This is a genomic window from Pandoraea sp. CB10b_02 (assembly GCF_002216225.1).
In the GTDB taxonomy this organism is placed as follows: Bacteria; Pseudomonadota; Gammaproteobacteria; order Burkholderiales; family Burkholderiaceae; genus Pandoraea; species Pandoraea nosoerga.
Window position 1 is genome coordinate 14668 of record NZ_NJGW02000015.1, and the last position, 16541, is coordinate 31208.

The 16541-nt window shown below is 64.2% G+C and carries 17 protein-coding genes and 1 other RNA gene; 4 read left to right on the forward strand and 14 right to left on the reverse strand.

From position 1 onward, the window contains the following. Positions 1 to 39: 39 nt before the first annotated feature. The 3 genes from CDN36_RS15835 to tyrS form a co-directional block, all read right to left on the reverse strand. Positions 40 to 666 (reverse strand): YbhB/YbcL family Raf kinase inhibitor-like protein, encoded by a 627-nt coding sequence (locus tag CDN36_RS15835; protein ID WP_150553613.1) that lies wholly within the window; start codon positions 664 to 666, stop codon positions 40 to 42. A gap of 445 nt (positions 667 to 1111) precedes the next feature. Further along, a complete protein-coding gene (dtd, locus tag CDN36_RS15840) occupies positions 1112 to 1588 on the reverse strand; it encodes a D-aminoacyl-tRNA deacylase (RefSeq protein WP_150553614.1) in 477 nt (158 codons plus the stop codon). A 34-nt stretch (positions 1589 to 1622) separates the two neighbouring features. After that, positions 1623 to 2867 (reverse strand): tyrosine--tRNA ligase, encoded by a 1245-nt coding sequence (gene tyrS, locus CDN36_RS15845; protein WP_150553615.1) that lies wholly within the window; start codon positions 2865 to 2867, stop codon positions 1623 to 1625. Positions 2868 to 3067: 200 nt separating this feature from the next. Between tyrS and CDN36_RS15850 the strand changes: the two genes are divergently transcribed. Together CDN36_RS15850 and CDN36_RS15855 are read left to right on the forward strand one after the other, a co-directional pair. Continuing rightward, positions 3068 to 4438, forward strand: a complete 1371-nt coding sequence (locus CDN36_RS15850; RefSeq protein WP_150553616.1) for a M23 family metallopeptidase — start codon at positions 3068 to 3070, stop codon at positions 4436 to 4438. Between the two features lie 189 nt (positions 4439 to 4627). Then, on the forward strand, positions 4628 to 5803 hold the full coding sequence (locus tag CDN36_RS15855; RefSeq protein ID WP_287497236.1) for an anhydro-N-acetylmuramic acid kinase: 1176 nt from the start codon (positions 4628 to 4630) through the stop codon (positions 5801 to 5803). Between the two features lie 171 nt (positions 5804 to 5974). Here the strand turns inward: CDN36_RS15855 and erpA are convergent, their stop codons facing one another. The 4 genes from erpA to rplM all read right to left on the reverse strand — a co-directional run bounded on the left by erpA (position 5975) and on the right by rplM (position 8498). Further along, entirely contained in the window at positions 5975 to 6340 is a 366-nt protein-coding gene (erpA, locus tag CDN36_RS15860; RefSeq protein ID WP_023597499.1) for an iron-sulfur cluster insertion protein ErpA, read from the reverse strand. A gap of 97 nt (positions 6341 to 6437) precedes the next feature. Beyond that, positions 6438 to 7481, reverse strand: coding sequence for an N-acetyl-gamma-glutamyl-phosphate reductase (gene argC, locus CDN36_RS15865; protein WP_150553618.1), 1044 nt, complete (start codon positions 7479 to 7481; stop codon positions 6438 to 6440). A gap of 182 nt (positions 7482 to 7663) precedes the next feature. Next, positions 7664 to 8059, reverse strand: coding sequence for a 30S ribosomal protein S9 (gene rpsI, locus CDN36_RS15870; protein WP_010805092.1), 396 nt, complete (start codon positions 8057 to 8059; stop codon positions 7664 to 7666). A gap of 10 nt (positions 8060 to 8069) precedes the next feature. Then, the gene (gene rplM, locus CDN36_RS15875) at positions 8070 to 8498 is read right to left on the reverse strand and encodes a 50S ribosomal protein L13 (protein WP_010805091.1); all 429 of its coding nucleotides are present in this window, start codon (positions 8496 to 8498) and stop codon (positions 8070 to 8072) included. A gap of 637 nt (positions 8499 to 9135) precedes the next feature. On the opposite strand from rplM, the gene CDN36_RS15880 reads away from it, so the two are divergent. Beyond that, entirely contained in the window at positions 9136 to 9558 is a 423-nt protein-coding gene (locus CDN36_RS15880) for an OsmC family protein (RefSeq protein WP_150553619.1), read from the forward strand. 62 nt (positions 9559 to 9620) lie between these two features. Here the strand turns inward: CDN36_RS15880 and rnpB are convergent. The 3 genes from rnpB to pyrC form a co-directional block, all read right to left on the reverse strand. Continuing rightward, positions 9621 to 10031: RNase P RNA component class A (gene rnpB / locus CDN36_RS15885), an RNA gene on the reverse strand. A 90-nt stretch (positions 10032 to 10121) separates the two neighbouring features. Beyond that, the gene (locus CDN36_RS15890) at positions 10122 to 10916 is read right to left on the reverse strand and encodes a DUF3025 domain-containing protein (RefSeq protein ID WP_287497237.1); all 795 of its coding nucleotides are present in this window, start codon (positions 10914 to 10916) and stop codon (positions 10122 to 10124) included. Positions 10917 to 10999: 83 nt separating this feature from the next. Continuing rightward, positions 11000 to 12037 carry a dihydroorotase gene (gene pyrC / locus CDN36_RS15895; protein WP_150553621.1) on the reverse strand — a complete coding sequence of 346 codons (1038 nt, stop codon included), beginning with the start codon at positions 12035 to 12037 and terminating at the stop codon, positions 11000 to 11002. Positions 12038 to 12233: 196 nt separating this feature from the next. Here pyrC and CDN36_RS15900 point away from each other — a divergent pair, with 196 nt between their 5' ends. Next, positions 12234 to 13064, forward strand: coding sequence for a class II glutamine amidotransferase (locus tag CDN36_RS15900; protein WP_287497238.1), 831 nt, complete (start codon positions 12234 to 12236; stop codon positions 13062 to 13064). A 160-nt stretch (positions 13065 to 13224) separates the two neighbouring features. On the opposite strand, the gene CDN36_RS15905 is transcribed toward CDN36_RS15900, so the two are convergent. From CDN36_RS15905 to CDN36_RS15920, 4 genes are all read right to left on the reverse strand, one after another. After that, complete coding sequence (locus CDN36_RS15905) at positions 13225 to 13950, reverse strand: amino acid ABC transporter ATP-binding protein (protein ID WP_150553623.1); 726 nt, start codon at positions 13948 to 13950, stop codon at positions 13225 to 13227. Further along, positions 13947 to 14627 carry a glutamate/aspartate ABC transporter permease GltK gene (gene gltK, locus CDN36_RS15910; protein WP_150553624.1) on the reverse strand — a complete coding sequence of 227 codons (681 nt, stop codon included), beginning with the start codon at positions 14625 to 14627 and terminating at the stop codon, positions 13947 to 13949. Before gltK ends, CDN36_RS15905 begins: the two co-directional genes overlap by 4 nt. Continuing rightward, positions 14627 to 15367, reverse strand: coding sequence for an amino acid ABC transporter permease (locus tag CDN36_RS15915; RefSeq protein WP_150553625.1), 741 nt, complete (start codon positions 15365 to 15367; stop codon positions 14627 to 14629). The genes gltK and CDN36_RS15915 overlap by 1 nt, the downstream gene beginning before the upstream one ends. A gap of 111 nt (positions 15368 to 15478) precedes the next feature. Beyond that, positions 15479 to 16387, reverse strand: a complete 909-nt coding sequence (locus tag CDN36_RS15920; protein ID WP_150553626.1) for a glutamate/aspartate ABC transporter substrate-binding protein — start codon at positions 16385 to 16387, stop codon at positions 15479 to 15481. Positions 16388 to 16541: the final 154 nt, after the last annotated feature.

The window sequence follows — 16541 nt, forward strand, 5'->3', positions numbered from 1 at the left end:
TGCAATGGCAGTGTGCGATTGAGAGTGGCGCGCCGGGCGTCAGGCCACCTTCGGATTGAGCGTGTAGGTGCCCGTCACGGTGGCGCTGGCCAGCACGTGCGGCTTGATTGCAGCGAGCACGTCGTCGCCGCCGAAACGGCCTTCGAGCGGCACGCGCGCGATGTCGAGCGCATAGACCGTGAAGTGATAGTGGTGGACGATCGTGTCGTTCCACGGCGGGCACGGGCCGTCGTAGCCGTAGTAGTCGCCCTTCATGGCTTCGTCGCCCGCGAACCACGCGGTGTAGTCGTTCACGCCGTGACGCATGCCGTCGAGCGCGTCGGGCCCGAACTTGCCGCGCGGCGTGACATGATTGCTGTGGCTGGCCGCGGGAATTTCCGAGACCGACGCCGGCACGTCCACCAGCACCCAGTGATAGAAGTCGACGCGCGGCAGGTCGGCCGGCACTTCGCGCCCCTCCTTGTTGACGTCGTCGCCGCGGCTCGGCACGTCGCTGTCGGTGCAGATCACGACGAACGAGCGCGTGCCCGCCGGCACGTCCGACCAGGCCAGATGCGGGTTCTTGTTCTGCGACAGCGCCACGTGCGACTGCGCATCGGGTTTGCCAAAGGCGAACTGTGCATCCATCGCCGCGTTGTCGGCAAACGAGTCACTCCAGACTTTCATCGTTTTCTCCCGTGCTTGTCATTGCGAAACCCGTTGACGGTATCACACCGATGCGAATCGCGTGCAGTCCGGCGGCCGCCCCGCAGCCAATTGCGGCGATTTCAGACGATTCCGAGCAATTTTCGAGATGCCTCCGGGGCGTCCCAGGGCCGCGCCTGCCGCGCCTGCCGCGCGGTCGCATCGATCGCATCGATCGCATCGGTCCGACGCCGCGACGCCCCATGCACGGCAGGGCCGGTGTCCCGCACGAGCGCATGGGTATGGCGCAGAGGGTGCGCGTGGCGTGCACGGCTGGACGTGCGCCGGCGAGGGCGCAATGCGCGACGATGGGTGGCGCCGCGCGAGTTCGCAGCCGTCCGAATCCTCCGGGGAAGCCGCGTTGAGCCGGCCCGGAGCGCTCCAGGCCGCTGGCCCCTTCAGGCGCTTCGAGGCGGATCCCCCCGGTTCAGGCGGACCCGGCGTGCTCAGGCCGGCTCTGCAGCCAGAAAGTCACCGGGCCGTCGTTGACCAGCGAGACACGCATGTGCGCGCCGAATTCGCCCGTCTCCACGATCGGGTGGCGCTCGCGCGCCTGGGCGACGAAGTGGTCGAAAAGACGCTTGCCGTGTGCGGGACTCGCCGCCGGCGTAAAGCTCGGTCGCGTGCCGCTGTTGGTATCGGCCGCCAGTGTGAACTGCGAGACGAGCAGCAAGCCGCCGGCCGCGCCGTTGCCGTCGAGGTTCGACACGCTGCGGTTCATCTTGCCCGCCTCGTCGGAGAACACCCGATAGCCGAGCAGTTTCGCGAGCAATTTGTCGGCGCTCGCTTCAGTGTCGCCGCGCTCGGCGCACACCAGCGCAAGCAGCCCGGGGCCGATGGCGCCGACGGTGCGGCCATCGACCGTCACCGCGGCTTCGAGCACGCGTTGAATGAGCGCGATCATGGCGTGATGCGCGGGAACGGCGCGACGCGCACGCTCAGGCGAGCGTCACGCGGGCAAAGCGGCGCTTGCCGACCTGCACGACGTAAGTCCCGGCCTCGATCTTCGCCCCCTTGTCGGACACCGTCTCGCCATCGACGCGCACACCGCCTTGCTCGATGTTGCGGTTGGCCTCCGAGGTCGACGGCACCAGACCGGCTTGCTTGAGCAACTGGGCAATGCCCAGCGGCGCACCGTCGAGCGAGACTTCCGGAATGTCGTCCGGCACGCCGCCGCGCGCGCGCGCGTTGAAGTCCTCGAGCGCGCGCTCGGCGTCGGCCGGCGAGTGGAAGCGCGCCACGATCTCCTGCGCGAGCAGGACCTTCACGTCGCGCGGGTTGCGCCCGCCCTCGACGTCCTTGCGCAACTGCGCGATCTGTTCGAGCGAGCGGAACGACAGCAGCTCGTAGTAACGCCACATCAGCTCGTCCGAGATGCTCATGAGCTTGCCGAACATCTCGCTCGGCTTCTCGCTGATGCCGACGTAGTTGCCCTTGGACTTCGACATCTTCTCGACGCCGTCGAGCCCTTCGAGCAGCGGCATCGTGAGAATGCACTGCGGCTCCTGACCGTACTGCTTCTGCAGCTCGCGGCCCACGAGCAGGTTGAACTTCTGGTCGGTGCCGCCCAGCTCGAGGTCCGACTCCAGGGCGACCGAGTCGTAGCCCTGCATGAGCGGGTACAGAAACTCGTGGATGGCGATGGGCACACCGCCCTGGAAGCGCTTGGTGAAGTCCTCGCGCTCGAGCATGCGCGCCATGGTGTAGCGCGAGGCGAGCTTGATCATGCCGTCCGCGCCCAGCTTCATCGACCACTCGCTGTTGTAGCGGATCTCGGTCTTGCTGCGGTCGAGCACCAGCGCGGCCTGCTCGAAATAGGTCTTCGCGTTTGCTTCGATCTGCTCGCGCGTGAGCGGCGGACGCGTGCTGTTGCGGCCCGACGGATCACCGATCAGCGAGGTGAAATCGCCGATCAGGAAAATGACCGTGTGGCCCAGGTCCTGGAGCTGGCGCATCTTGTTGAGCACCACGGTGTGGCCGATGTGGATGTCGGGCGCGGTCGGATCGAGGCCGAGCTTGATGCGAAGCGGTTTGCCGGTGGCCTCGCTGCGCGCGAGCTTCTGCAGGAACTCCTCTTCCACTAGCAACTCGTCGCAACCGCGCTTGGCGATCGCCAGTGCGGCCCGCGTGGCGTCGGTCACAGGGTACTGCTTATCCGAGGTGAGTGCGTGTTCACTTGTCATAACATCATTGTCCGGACTGGATCGGGGGTTCCCCCTAATCAGTCAGTAAAGGCGGAGACGGCGATGCGTCTGCTATAATCGCCGCTCAATTCTCGGCTCGGGCCGAAGCGACGCCGGGTTGCCCCGGAAAATCCGACAGGCAATCGCGAAGCGTGTCGCTCCGCCCGGGCTTTTTTGTAAGTTGCGCAGAATTTTACGTGATGTGGCCCAAACTCCGTGATTTTTTTGCGCGTGAACTGCTGACCCTGATCGATCCCACGCAGCCGAAGCACCGCCGAAGAAAGGTGCAAATCGTGGCGACGGTCGGCTCGGCGCTGACGTTGGGAATGGTGACCGCTTTCGGCGTGGCGCCCATGGTGCCGGAATCGGCGCGCAACGGTGCGAGCGTGACGCTGCCGCTCACCTTTCCCGACCTGGCCCGACAGATCCAGCAGCTCGACGCGCAATCCCAGACCTATATCCATCAAGTGGCAATGCGCCGCGGCGAGACGCTGGGCGACATGCTCTCGCGGCTGTCGATCCAGGACCCCACCGCCGAACGCTTCATCCGCGAGAATGCCGTTGCGCGCCGCCTGATCGGCGTGCCCGCCGGTCAGGTCGTGCAGGCCGAGACCGACGACGACGGCAAGCTCGTCTCGCTCTCCACCGTCCTGTCCACCGGCAGCGCCACGGCGCAGCAGCTCGTCATCGACCGCAACGACGACGGGCGTCTGCGCGCGCGCATGGAGCAGCTTGCGAACGACACCGAATGGGCCATGCGCTCGGGCGCCATCACGGGCAACTTCTTCACCGCGATGGACGACGCCGGCGTGCCCGATGCGGTCGTCGCGCAGATGGTCAACATCTTCTCCGGCGTGATCAACTTCCAGCGCGACGTGCGCCGCGGCGATCGCTTCCGCCTCGTCTATGAGGTGATCAAGCAGCAGGACCGCACGGTTCGCACCGGACGCGTGCTCGCCATCGAGTTCATCAACCAGGGCAAGACGCATCAGGCCATCTGGTACGCCGATCCGCAGGGCTCGCCCGAAGGCGCGTATTACGGCTTCGACGGCCGCAACCTGAAGCAGGCATTCCTGCGCACGCCGGTCGAGTTCTCGCGCATTTCGTCGGCGTTCGGCGGCCGTGAGCATCCGTTCCAGCATCAATGGAAGAAGCACGAGGGCGTGGATCTGGCCGCGCCCATCGGCACGCGCGTGTTCGCGGCCGGCGACGGCGTCGTCACGTTCGTTGGCAAGCAGAACGGCTACGGCAACCTGATCGAGATCGAGCACGCCGGCAACTACCAGACACGCTACGCGCACCTCTCCGGCTTCGGCCCGGGGGTGAAGCCGGGCACGCGCGTCACGCAGGGCCAGGTCATCGGCTTCGTCGGCCAGACGGGCTGGGCGACCGGGCCGCACCTGCACTACGAGTTGCGCCTGAACGGGGTGCCGCGCAATCCGTTCGCGACCGACGTCGCCGCCGTCGCGCCGCTCTCGGGCGCCCGCCTGAAGCTGTTCGACATGTACGCGGAAAATCTGCTCAAGCGCATCGACCTGATGCGCACCGTCCAAGTCGCCGAGCGCGATTGAGGTATGCTAGGGGCCGCACGGCGCGGGCTCAGCGAGCGATTGGCTCGCGAGCCCGGGCGGTGCGGCAGCCGATCGGGGCACTTCGTCGTGTCGCCGTTTTGTTGTGTCGCCGTGCCGCCGTGCCGCCGTGCCGCCGTGTCGTCGCCCCGCCGCCGCTATTCGCGCTATCCCTTCGCCCGCGCTTCGCTCATGACTGACCTTTCCGCTCAAGACGCCCGCTCGGGCGCCACCGCGCCCTCCCCGCCGTCCTCGCCGTCGTCCCATTACATCGGCCTGATGTCCGGCACCAGCCTCGATGGCGTGGATGGCGTGCTCGTGGCTTCGCCCGGCGGGCAAGTGCTGGCCGAAGCGTACATTGCGTTTGCGCAGCCGCTGCGCGAGACGCTGATGGTGCTGCAAGCCCCGTCCGACAATGAGCTTCATCGCGAAGCGCTGGCCGCGAATGCGTTGGCTCGACACTATGCCGAATGCGTGGGCGAGCTGCTCGCCAAGGCTGGCTTGCCGGCGTCCGCGGTGACCGCCATCGGCGCGCATGGCCAGACGATCCGTCATCGCCCCGGCGAGTTCGACGGCGTGGGCTATACCCGCCAGCTCAACGCCCCCGCACTGCTCGCCGAACTGACCGGCATCGACGTTGTCGCGGACTTGCGCAGCCGCGACGTCGCGGCCGGCGGCCAAGGCGCGCCGCTCGTGCCGGCCTACCATCAGGCGCGCTTCGCCGAGGCCGGCGAGACGCGCGTGGTCTGCAACCTCGGCGGCATCAGCAACGTCACGATCCTGCCGGCAGCCGCCACGGGCCGACCGGTGTCGGGCTTCGACTGCGGCCCGGGCAATGCCCTGCTCGACGGCTGGGCCGCGCGCCATCTCGGCAAGCCCTATGACGACGGCGGCGCATGGAGCGCAAGCGGACGCGTGGACGAGGCGCTGCTCGCCGCCCTGTTGAGCGAGCCGTATTTCACGCAGACGCCGCCCAAGAGCACCGGACGCGACCTGTTCCACGCCGCGTGGCTCGACGGCAAGCTAGCCGCATTTCCCAACGTCGCCCCCGTTGACGTGCAAGCCACACTCGTCGCGCTCACGGCGCAGTGCGTGGCCAACGACGTGCTGGGTCATGCCTCGGACTGCAGGAGCTTCTACGCCTGCGGCGGCGGCACGCGCAATGCCGCGCTCATGCAGGCGATTGCCGAACGCCTGCCCGGCGTCAGCGTCGCGACGACGCAAGCGCTTGGCGTGCCCCCGCATCAGGTCGAGGCACTGGCGTTCGCCTGGCTCGCCGAGCGCTGTCTCGCGCGCGAACCGGGGAATCTTCCGTCGGTCACCGGCGCGAAGGGCCCGCGCATTCTGGGCGCCATCTATCCCCGCTGACATCCCGTGACCGTGGCGCGACCAGCACCGCGCCACGTTTTGAACGGACAAAAATTTTGAACGGACAAAAAAATACCCCTCCGGGGAGGGGTATTGCGGGATATTGCCTGCATGCCCGCGCGCCTCGTCGCCGATGCGCCCCCGGCATTGCCTCCCGTCAGTCCTGTTCGCTCAGACCGAGAACGACGAGCCGCAGCCACACGTCGTGGTCGCGTTCGGGTTCTTGATCACGAACTGGGCGCCGTTGATATCTTCCTTGTAGTCGATCTCGGCGCCGACGAGGTATTGATAGCTCATCGAGTCGATCAGCAGCGACACGCCGTTCTTGTCGAGCACGGTGTCGTCTTCGTTGACGTCTTCATCGAAGGTGAAACCGTACTGAAAGCCGGAGCACCCGCCGCCCTGCACGAAAACGCGCAGTTTGAGCTCGGGGTTGCCTTCCTCGTCGATCAGTTGCTTGACCTTGTCCGCGGCGCTGTCGGTAAAGACCAGGAACGCGGGCATTTCCGTGACGGCGGCCTCAAGCGGTGCGTTCATCGCAAATCTCCAAAAATCGTTTCGGTACCATTCTAGTCCCTAATCCCAAATCGTGCCGGGTGCCGAAAAATCAAGGGCTTAGAAATGATAAATACCGTTACGGCAGTACGGGAATATGGGTGAGGCCCGTATTCTCCGGCAAGCCGAACATCAGGTTCATACACTGCACGCCCTGACCGGACGCGCCCTTGACCAGGTTGTCCTCGACCACGAGGATGACCAGCGTGTCTTCATTGCCCGGACGATGCACTGCCACGCGCACGTAGTTCGAGGCGCGCACCCAGCGCGTCTCGGGCATCGAACCGGCCGGCAGCACGTCCACGAACGGCTCGCCGGCGTAGTACGTCTCGAACAGCGCCTGGAAGTCGGTGTCGCGCGCTTCGGGAAGGATCGTCGCGTAGAGCGTCGAATGAATGCCGCGGATGGTCGGCAACAGGTGCGGCACGAACGTCAGGCCCACCTCGTAGCCGGCGATCGCCTCGAGCCCCTGCTTGATTTCCGGATGGTGACGGTGCCCCTTCACGCCGTATGCCTTGAAGTTGTCGGCCGTCTCCGCGAGGATCAGCGACGTCTCGCCCTTGCGGCCGGCGCCGCTCGCGCCCGACTTCGCGTCGGCGATCAGATGCTTCGGGTCGACGAGCTTGCGCCCCCCCGCGAACAGCGGTGCATAGCCGAGCTGAACGGACGTCGGATAGCAACCCGGCAGCCCGATCACGCGCGCGCTCTTGATCTGCTCGCGATTGATTTCGGGCAGGCCGTAGACGGCTTCTTCGAGAATGTCCGGGCAGGCGTGCGGCATGCCGTACCACTTCTCGAACGTGGCCGTGTCCTTCAGGCGGAAGTCGGCCGCCAGATCGATCACGCGCACACCGGCGGCGAGCAGCTCGCGCGCCTGCGACATGGCCACGCCGTGGGGCGTGGCGAAGAACACCACGTCGCAGTCGGTCAGACGGGCATCGTCGGGCGTGACGAACGCCAGATCGACACGGCCTCGCAGGTTCGGATACATGTCGGCGACCGGCGTACCCGCTTCCTTGCGCGAGGTAATCGCCGTCAACTTCACTTCCGGATGCTGCGCGAGCAGACGGAGGAGCTCCACACCCGTATAGCCGGTGCCGCCTACGATACCTACCTTGACCATGTCCCACCCCTTTGAATCGGAACCGCGATTCTATCAAGCTTCCACGACACGTGTGACGCGGCGCCACGCCGGCCGTCGGGCGGCGCCGCGCGCGTGAGCGTGGCGCCGTAAATGAAAAAAGGCCGCGCGAGGCGGCCTTTCCTGCATCTGCTTGCGGCAGATGCGAACAAGCACTCGTGCGATTAACGCTTCGAGAATTGCTTGCGTCGGCGGGCCTTGTGCAGACCAACCTTCTTACGTTCGACTTCACGGGCATCGCGCGTGACGAAGCCAGCGGTCGACAGCGTCGGCTTGAGCGTCGCGTCGTAGTCGATCAGTGCGCGGGTGATGCCGTGACGAACCGCACCGGCCTGACCCGTTTCACCGCCGCCCGAGACGTTGACCTTGATGTCGAACGTTTCGGCGTGGTTGGTCAGCTCGAGCGGCTGACGGACGATCATCAGCGACGTTTCACGAGCAAAGTACTCTTTGATCGGCTTGCCATTGACGACGATGTCGCCCTTGCCAGCCTTGATGAACACACGAGCGACGGCGCTCTTGCGACGGCCGGTGCCGTAATTCCAATCGTTTTTGAACATGGCGTGGCCCTTAGATCTCGAGCGACTTCGGTTGCTGCGCTTCGTGCGGATGGTTGCCGTCGGCGTAAACCTTCAGCTTCTTGATCATCGCATAGCCCAGCGGACCCTTCGGCAGCATGCCCTTCACGGCCTTCTCGAGCGCACGGCCCGGGAAACGCTCCTGCATCTTGCCAAACGTGGTTTCGTAGATACCGCCCGGATAACCGGTGTGGCGGTAGTACTTCTTGTCAGTTTGCTTTGCGCCCGTGACTTTCAGCTTGGCAGCGTTGACGATGATGATGTAGTCACCAGTATCAACGTGCGGCGTGAATTCAGGCTTGTGCTTGCCGCGCAGACGGCGTGCCACTTCGCTGGCGACACGGCCGAGGACTTTGTCCGTCGCGTCAATCACAAACCATTCGCGCGTCACCTCTGCCGGCTTAGCGGAAAACGTCTTCATGATCGATCCAAAAAAAATACTGTTTGCCCCATAGACACCAACTTCCTGCTTGTCTGCCGGCCGCGTCCTGGCAACACTTCGGTCGCATGGCGCAGTCCTGTGCTTGCAGGCTCTCCCTGATGCATTTTCCGTGGGCATTTCCGGAAAATGCCGTTGATTATACAGAAAAAAGCTGTCGCTCGGTAAACGCCGTTTCCGGCAACGCAAAAAAAAACCCGAACCTCGAGGGTCCGGGTTAAATCCACCAAAGGAGGAGGGTGGAGGAGACACTTGCAGCGTTGCTGTGAAGCACAACAACCAATGACTGAAGTGTAGCAAACGTCATGGTGCAATGCAAGAAAATTTATAGTGCGAAATACAACACCATAATATGAAATTCAAAACGAAAACCACCAGAACAGAAAAATCGTTAAAATTCAATGACTTGATAGCATTCAACGTCTCGGCATCGATCTCCAACTAGCGGGATCGACCTGAATTTAGGGTTTCTCCTCCTGAAAACCCGATCAAAAAAGCGCCAATATTGCGACGCAGCAACCCGCACCGAAAACGTCGGCGCCCTCGGTTGCGGGACGGTACGCACGATTGCGGAAGCCGCTACAATTTTTGCTTGAACGAGAAATCGGGGTTTCGAGATATGGAATGCAAGGTTAGCTGGATGGGCCAGGACGGCATGGCTTTCGTCGCGCAGACGGGCAGCGGTCACATTGTCGCGATGGACGGGGCGCCGGAGGGCGGCGGGCACAATCAGGCGCCACGTCCGATGGAAATGCTGCTGGTCGGCACCGGCGGCTGCACGGCATACGACGTGGTACTGATCCTGAAGAAGAGCCGTGCCGAGGTAAAGGGGTGCAGCGTGACGCTCAAGGCCGAGCGCGCCAGCGAAGATCCGAAGGTGTTCACCAAGATCCATTTCCATTTCACCGTCACGGGGCGCAACCTGAACCCCGCCACGGTCGAGCGCGCGGTGACCCTGTCGCATGACAAGTACTGCTCGGCGTCGATCATGCTCGCGAAGACGGCGGAGCTCACGCACAGCGTGGAAATCGTCGAAGGCTGATCGCGGCTCGCGCCGCAGATGCGCAAAAGGCTCCCTCGCGGGAGCCTTTTGCATTCATCGGGATGCAGAGCCGGCCGATAAGCCGGATTCTGTGAGCGCGACTTGCGCCGCGCCTGACAATCATTCCTCTAGGCGACGCATCACTGCGCCGCTCAAGCTTCCTACCCGCAGGCTCCCGGGGGCCCCGTTGCCGGCATGCACACGAGGCGCATGCCGCTCACCTGCCTATTTGGAATTGCTCCGGGTGGAGGTTACCGTGCCGTGTGCGTTGCCGCACGCCGCGGTGCGCTCTTACCGCACCGTTTCACCCTTACCTGATCCGCCTGGCTTGCGCCAGGGGCCATCGGCGGTCTGCTCTCTGTTGCCCTGTTCCGCGTCTCACGACGGATGGCCGTTAGCCATCACCCTGCCCTGTGGAGTCCGGACTTTCCTCCCCCTTCCCGAGGGAAGGCGGCGATTGTCTGGCCGACTCTGCGGGCCGAAGTGTATCACGCGTGCCGGCGTCGACGCCGCAACGCTCACGCCCCCACTGACGCCCCGCCCTCCGGCGGCGCCCGCCGCCGCTACGGCTTCCGGCGCCTCCCGGTGCGAAACACCGTCGTATCGAGATAAAAGCCCGGATCGGCGTTGGCAGCCCACCATCCGGGAATGCCCAACACCGGCAGCGGCGCGAAGTCGCGTGTGGCGAGCGGCGCGACCGCGAGCGTCGGGGCGATCCGGTCGTCGAGCCAGCGGCGCCGCTGCGGCGGGGCCCAGCCGAAATAGTCGGCCGGCACGTCGACGATCCACGCGTGCGCGGTGATCGACTTGTACGGTGCGATCAGCTTCTCCAGCAAGGCGTGCCCGAACGGCTGGACTTCGCAGGCGAGGCCCCAGTGGGCGCGGCGTTCGACGAACAACGTGTGCCAGTCGAAAGCGCGCAGCGCCGCCCCGAGCGACGAGTCGCTGCATGCGAAGATGACGGCGTTTTCGTCGAAAAGCGTAGCGGCGTCGCGCGTGGCCCCGCGAGTCGGCTGTACGCCTCGCGCAGCGAGGGCCGCCGCCTGGCGCGCATTGAGCGCCGCTTTGCCGCGCGGATACGTCAGCCAGATGAGTGCGTTGAAGAAATCGTGCAAATTGAGGCGCGTCGGCACGCCCCCCGTCGCGGCAATGAACGCCTCGTAGGCGGTGCCGGCCGGCAGTGCCTCTTGCGCGACGAAACGAAGCGGGCGTCCCTGCCCGCTCGTGAGTCCGGCAGCGGCGGCCTGCGCGGCCAGTGCCTCGCGCCAGTCGGACGCGGCGAGCGCGTGCTGCCCGAGCGCCGACACCGCGGCGAACCACGGTGCGGCCCAGTCGATCTGCGGCAACCCCGCCGTCATGGCAACACCACCGGCGCTCGGCGCCTCGTTGCCCTGCCGCCTGAGCGGCCTGCCGCGACATACGGCAATCTGGCGCGCGCCACTCAGCCCTTGAGCTTCCAGCCGATGACTTCGCCGCCGCGCAGCGGCACGACCGTTGCGTCACCCATCGGCAGTTCAGCCGGCAACTCCCACGCCTCGCGCACGAGCGTGATCTTGTCGGTGTTGCGTGGCAGCGCGTAGAAGTCCGGGCCGTGGAAGCTCGCGAAGCCCTCCAGCTTGTCGAGCGCGCCGGCCTTGTCGAACGCTTCCGCATACAGCTCGATCGCGTGCAGCGCCGTGTAGCAACCGGCGCAGCCGCAGGCGGCTTCCTTCACGCCACGGGCGTGCGGCGCGCTGTCCGTGCCCAGGAAGAACCGGCGGCTGCCCGAGGTGGCCGCCTTGACCAGCGCCTCGCGATGCGTCTCGCGCTTGAGCACGGGCAGGCAGTAATAGTGCGGGCGAATGCCGCCGGTGAAGATCGCGTTGCGGTTGTACAGCAGGTGATGCGCGGTGATGGTCGCGGCGATCGGACCGTCGGCCTGAGCGACGTACTCGGCCGCGTCCTTCGTGGTGATGTGCTCGAAAACGACCTTCAGAGCCGGGTAATCGCGGCGCAGTGGCGTCATGACGCGGTCGATGAAGACCTTTTCGCGATCGAAGATATCGATGTCCGCGCTCGTCACCTCACCGTGCACCAGCAGCGGCATGCCGACTTCCTGCATCGCTTCGAGCGCGCCGCGGCACTTCGCGAGGTCGGTCACACCCGCGTCGGAGTTCGTCGTGGCCCCGGCCGGGTAGAGCTTCACGCCGTGCACGAAGCCCGACGCCTTGGCGCGGCGGATCTCGTCGCCCGGCGTGTTGTCGGTCAGGTATAGCGTCATCAACGGCTCGAACGTGTTGCCGGCCGGGCGCGCGGCGAGGATGCGCTCGCGATAGGCGGCGGCCTGCTCGGTCGTGGTGACCGGCGGCTTGAGGTTCGGCATGATGATCGCGCGGCCGAACTGGCGGGCGCTGTCGGGCAGCACACTCCTGAGCACGTCGCCATCGCGTACGTGCAGATGCCAGTCATCGGGGCGGGTGATGGTCAGTTGGGTCGTCATGGGCGTTTTCCGGGGCTTGGGGGGACGGCTGGCCCATGAAGGCCGCGGCGGCGCGAGATGACGCGTGCGCGCGACGGACTTTTTGGGCGGGAATGTACGTACACAGGGGCCGATGCTATGCTTGTGCAACCCCATATTGTAACGGTTGCGGCGCTCCGACACGACGTGCGCAGCCCATCATCGATTTGCCCGTCCCATGTGCCAACTGCTCGGAATGAATTGCGCGGAACCGACCGACATCACGTTTTCATTTACCGGTTTTGCGGCGCGCGGGGGCGGCACGGACCACCATGCCGACGGCTGGGGTATCGCGTTCTTCGAGGACAAGGCCTGCCGGCTTTTCATCGATCACCAGGCGGCGGCGAACTCGCCCATTGCCGAGTTGGTGAAGAAGTACCCGATCAAGTCGAAGAACGTCATCGCCCACATCCGCAAGGCGACGCAGGGCGTCGTCGAGCTGGAGAACTGCCACCCGTTCCAGCGCGAACTGTGGGGCCGCCACTGGATCTTCGCCCACAACGGCGATCTGCACGATTACGACCCGTTTCTCTCCGGCGTCTACCAACCGGTCGGTACGACCGACAGCGAGCGCGCGTTCTGCGACATCATGCAGGGCCTGCGCAAGCGCTTCCCCGGTTCACAGCCGCCGCTCGACGAGCTTTTCCACGCGGTGGAAGACATCACCCGCACGATCACGCGCCACGGCGTGTTCAATTTCGTGCTGTCCAACGGACAGGCGCTCATCGCCCATTGCTCCACGCGACTGCATTTCATCGCGCGGCAGTGGCCGTTTACGAAGGCGCATCTGATCGACGCCGACTGGGAAATCGATTTCGCGAAGTTCACGACGCCGGCCGATCGCGTGGCCGTCATTGCGACCGTGCCGCTTACCGACAACGAAACCTGGACGACCTTCGAGCCGGGCGAGCTGATCCTGTTCGAAAAGGGCGCGCCGTCGCTGCGCACCATCGTGCCGATCCCTGAGGCCGTGCGCCTTCGCAACGCGCAGAACACGGCCTGTCAGTAAGGACCAGGAAGCGCCTGCCGCCGCGCGCGACCGATGGCGCTGGCGGCGCCGGCAGGCGCCCACAAAAAAAGCGTGCCCGAGGGCACGCTTTTTCGTTCCGGCGCGATGTGCGGCGTGATATGCGGCGTGACGTGTTCGATGTCACGCCCGCCGGCGTCGATCAGTGCAGGATCTTGGCCAGGAAATCCTTGGCGCGATCCGACTTCGGGTTCGCGAAGAACTCTTCCTTCTTGTCGTCTTCGACGATCAGGCCCTGGTCCATGAAGATCACGCGGTTCGCGACCTTCTTGGCGAAGCCCATTTCGTGCGTGACCACCATCATGGTCATGCCTTCCTGAGCCAGTTCGACCATCACGTCGAGCACTTCGTTGATCATTTCCGGATCGAGGGCCGACGTCGGCTCGTCGAACAACATGGCGATCGGGTCCATGCACAGGGCGCGGGCGATAGCCACGCGCTGCTGCTGACCGCCCGAGAGCTGTCCCGGGAACTTGTGCGCATGCGCCTTGAGGCCCACGCGCTCGAGCAGCTTGAGGCCCTTCTCGGTGGCCTCGTCCTTGCGCCGGCCGAGCACCTTGACCTGCGCGAGCGTCAGGTTCTCGGTAATCGACAGGTGCGGGAACAGCTCGAAGTGCTGGAACACCATGCCCACGCGCGAGCGGAGCTTGGCCAGGTTCGTCTTCGGGTCGGCGACCGAGGTGCCGTCGACGATGATCTCGCCTTGCTGGATCGGCTCCAGACCGTTGACGGTCTTGATGAGCGTGGACTTGCCCGAACCCGACGGGCCGCACACCACCACGACTTCACCCTTCTTGACTTCAGTGGAGCAGTCCGTGAGCACCTGGAACTGGCCGTACCACTTGGAGACGTTTTTCAGGGTAATCATTTCGCCAACCTCTTTTGAAGACGTTTAACCAACATCGAAACCGTGAAGCAGATCACGAAGTAGACCGCTCCGGCAAACACAATCATCGCAGGCAGAGTGCCGTCACGCTGGCCCACCTGGTACGCCATGCCGAAGAAGTCGGCCAAGGCGATCGCGTACACGAGCGACGTATCCTGGAACAGAATGATGCCCTGCGTGAGCAGCAACGGCACCATGTTGCGGAACGCCTGCGGCAGCACCACGAGGCCCATCGCCTGCCAGTACGACATGCCCAGCGCGAAGGCGGCGGACATCTGGCCGCGCGACACGCTCTGGATACCGGCGCGGATGATCTCCGAATAATACGCCGCTTCGAACAGCGAAAAGGCCACCAGTGCCGAGACCATCCGGATATCCCAGGTCGGCGGCACGTCGAGCAGCGAGCGCAGCACCTGCGGCACGATCAGGAAGAACCACAGCAGCACCATCAGCAGCGGGATCGAGCGGAATACGTTCACGTACAGGTCCGCGAACCACTTCAGGACCGTCACCCCCGACAGGCGCATCATTGCGAGCAGCGTGCCCCAGATGATGCCGACGATCACGGCGAGCACCGTGATCTGCAGCGTGGTGACCATGCCCTTGACGAGCAGCGGCATCGCGTCGATCGCGCCGCCCCAAGCGAAAATCTCACCCATTATTTGCCCCCGATGTAGCCCGGCAGGCGGGTCTTCGATTCGAGCCAACGCATGAGCATGAGCACGACGATGTTGATGAGCATGTACGCGATCGTCACGGCGATGAACGATTCGTAGCTATGCGCCGTGTAGTCGATGAGCTGCTTGCCCTGACCGGTCAGCTCGAGCAGGTTCACCGTCGAGATCACGGCCGAATTCTTGAAGATGTTGACGAACTCCGAGGTGATCGGCGGAATCACCACGCGAAACGCCACCGGCAGCAGCACGAAGCGATACGTCTGCGGCAGCGTGAGTCCCATGGCCAGACCGGCATTCTTCTGGCCCCTGGGCAGCGAATTGATACCGGAACGCACCTGTTCACACACCCGGGCGGCCGTGAAGAGCCCCAGGCCGACCACACCGGTGAGCAGCGAGACGTTCGAGGGATTGAGCGAGAACAGCCACTGGCGCACGCCTTCGGGCAGAAAGTCGGGGGCTACGTAGTACCAGAAGAACAACTGCACCAGCAACGGGATGTTCCGGAACAGCTCGACGTAAGCCGTCGCGAAGCCGGAGATCCACTTGTTGGGGACGGTGCGCATCACGCCGAGCACGGAGCCGACGATGAGCGCGATGATCCAGCCGCCGAGGCCCACCTCAAGCGTGAGCTTGAAGCCCGAGACCAGCCACCCGAAGTAGGTGGTGTCCTCGCCGGTGGCCACCGGCTGGAAGAAGAAACTGAAATCGAGACCGAGAGCCATGATCTCCCCTTTTTCTACTTGTCTTGCTTAAAAAGAAGCGGAAGGATCGACTCCTTCCGCTTCAGCATTACGCACCGATAATGTTCAGCGATCCGTCAAGCCGATGTCGGCTTACTTGGCGCCCTGAACGTCGGCATTGTCGTTCGGCGACTTCCAGAGGGCTGCCATTTCGGCCGACGGCGGGAAGTCCATGTTCGTGCCGCCCAGCGCCGGGATCGGCGACTGGAACCACTTCTTGTAGTCGGCCTGTGCCTTGCCCGACTTCTGGTAGTCCGCGACCGCCTTGTCGACCAGCTTCTTGAAGGCCGGATCGTCCTTGCGCATCATGCAGCCGTAGGCTTCATACGATTGCGGCTTGCCAACGATGCTGTAGTCCTTGGCATCCTTGAACTTGGCGCGCTCGCCGGCGAGCAGGGCGTCATCCATCATGAACGCCACGGCGCGGCCCGAGTGCAGCGTAATGGCTGCCTCGCCGTGATCCTTGGCGCTGATGATGTTCATGCCCATGTTTTCCTTCTGGTTCATCTCGCGCAGCAGACGCTCCGAGGTCGTACCCGCCGTGGTCACGACGTTCTTGCCCTTGAGGTCGGCAAAATCCTTCACGCCCGAGCTGTTCTTCGTCAGCAAACGCGTGCCGATGATGAAGAACGTGTTCGAGAACGCAGCCTGCTTCTGGCGCTCGGCATTGTTCGTGGTCGAACCGCACTCGATGTCGATGGTGCCGTTCTGCACCAGCGGAATACGGTTTTGCGACGTGATCGGGGTCTGCTTGACGTCCAGCTTCGGCAGGTTCAGCTCTTTCTTGACTTCCGCCACGATGGCCATCGCGACGTCGTTGGCATAGCCCACGACATTGTGCTGGTTATCGTAGAACGAGAACGGGATCGACGATTCGCGGTTACCCAGCGAAATAACGCCGCTGTCCTTGATCTTCTTGAGCGTACCGCTTTCCTGAGCCTGCGCAGCACCTGCCATCAGGCCCACACAGCACATCGCCAATGCAATTTTCGAGAGGGTCATTCCTTGGTCTCCTTGGCACAAAACGAATGCATTCTAGCACTGCAATTGCCTATTTTTTTATTCTCGAATGCTCGGAACGTCCGCCTTTTTTGACGTAAATCGCCCCGAACATTCGGTTTTACGCATTAATGCGTATTACTACTTAGTGCCGCAG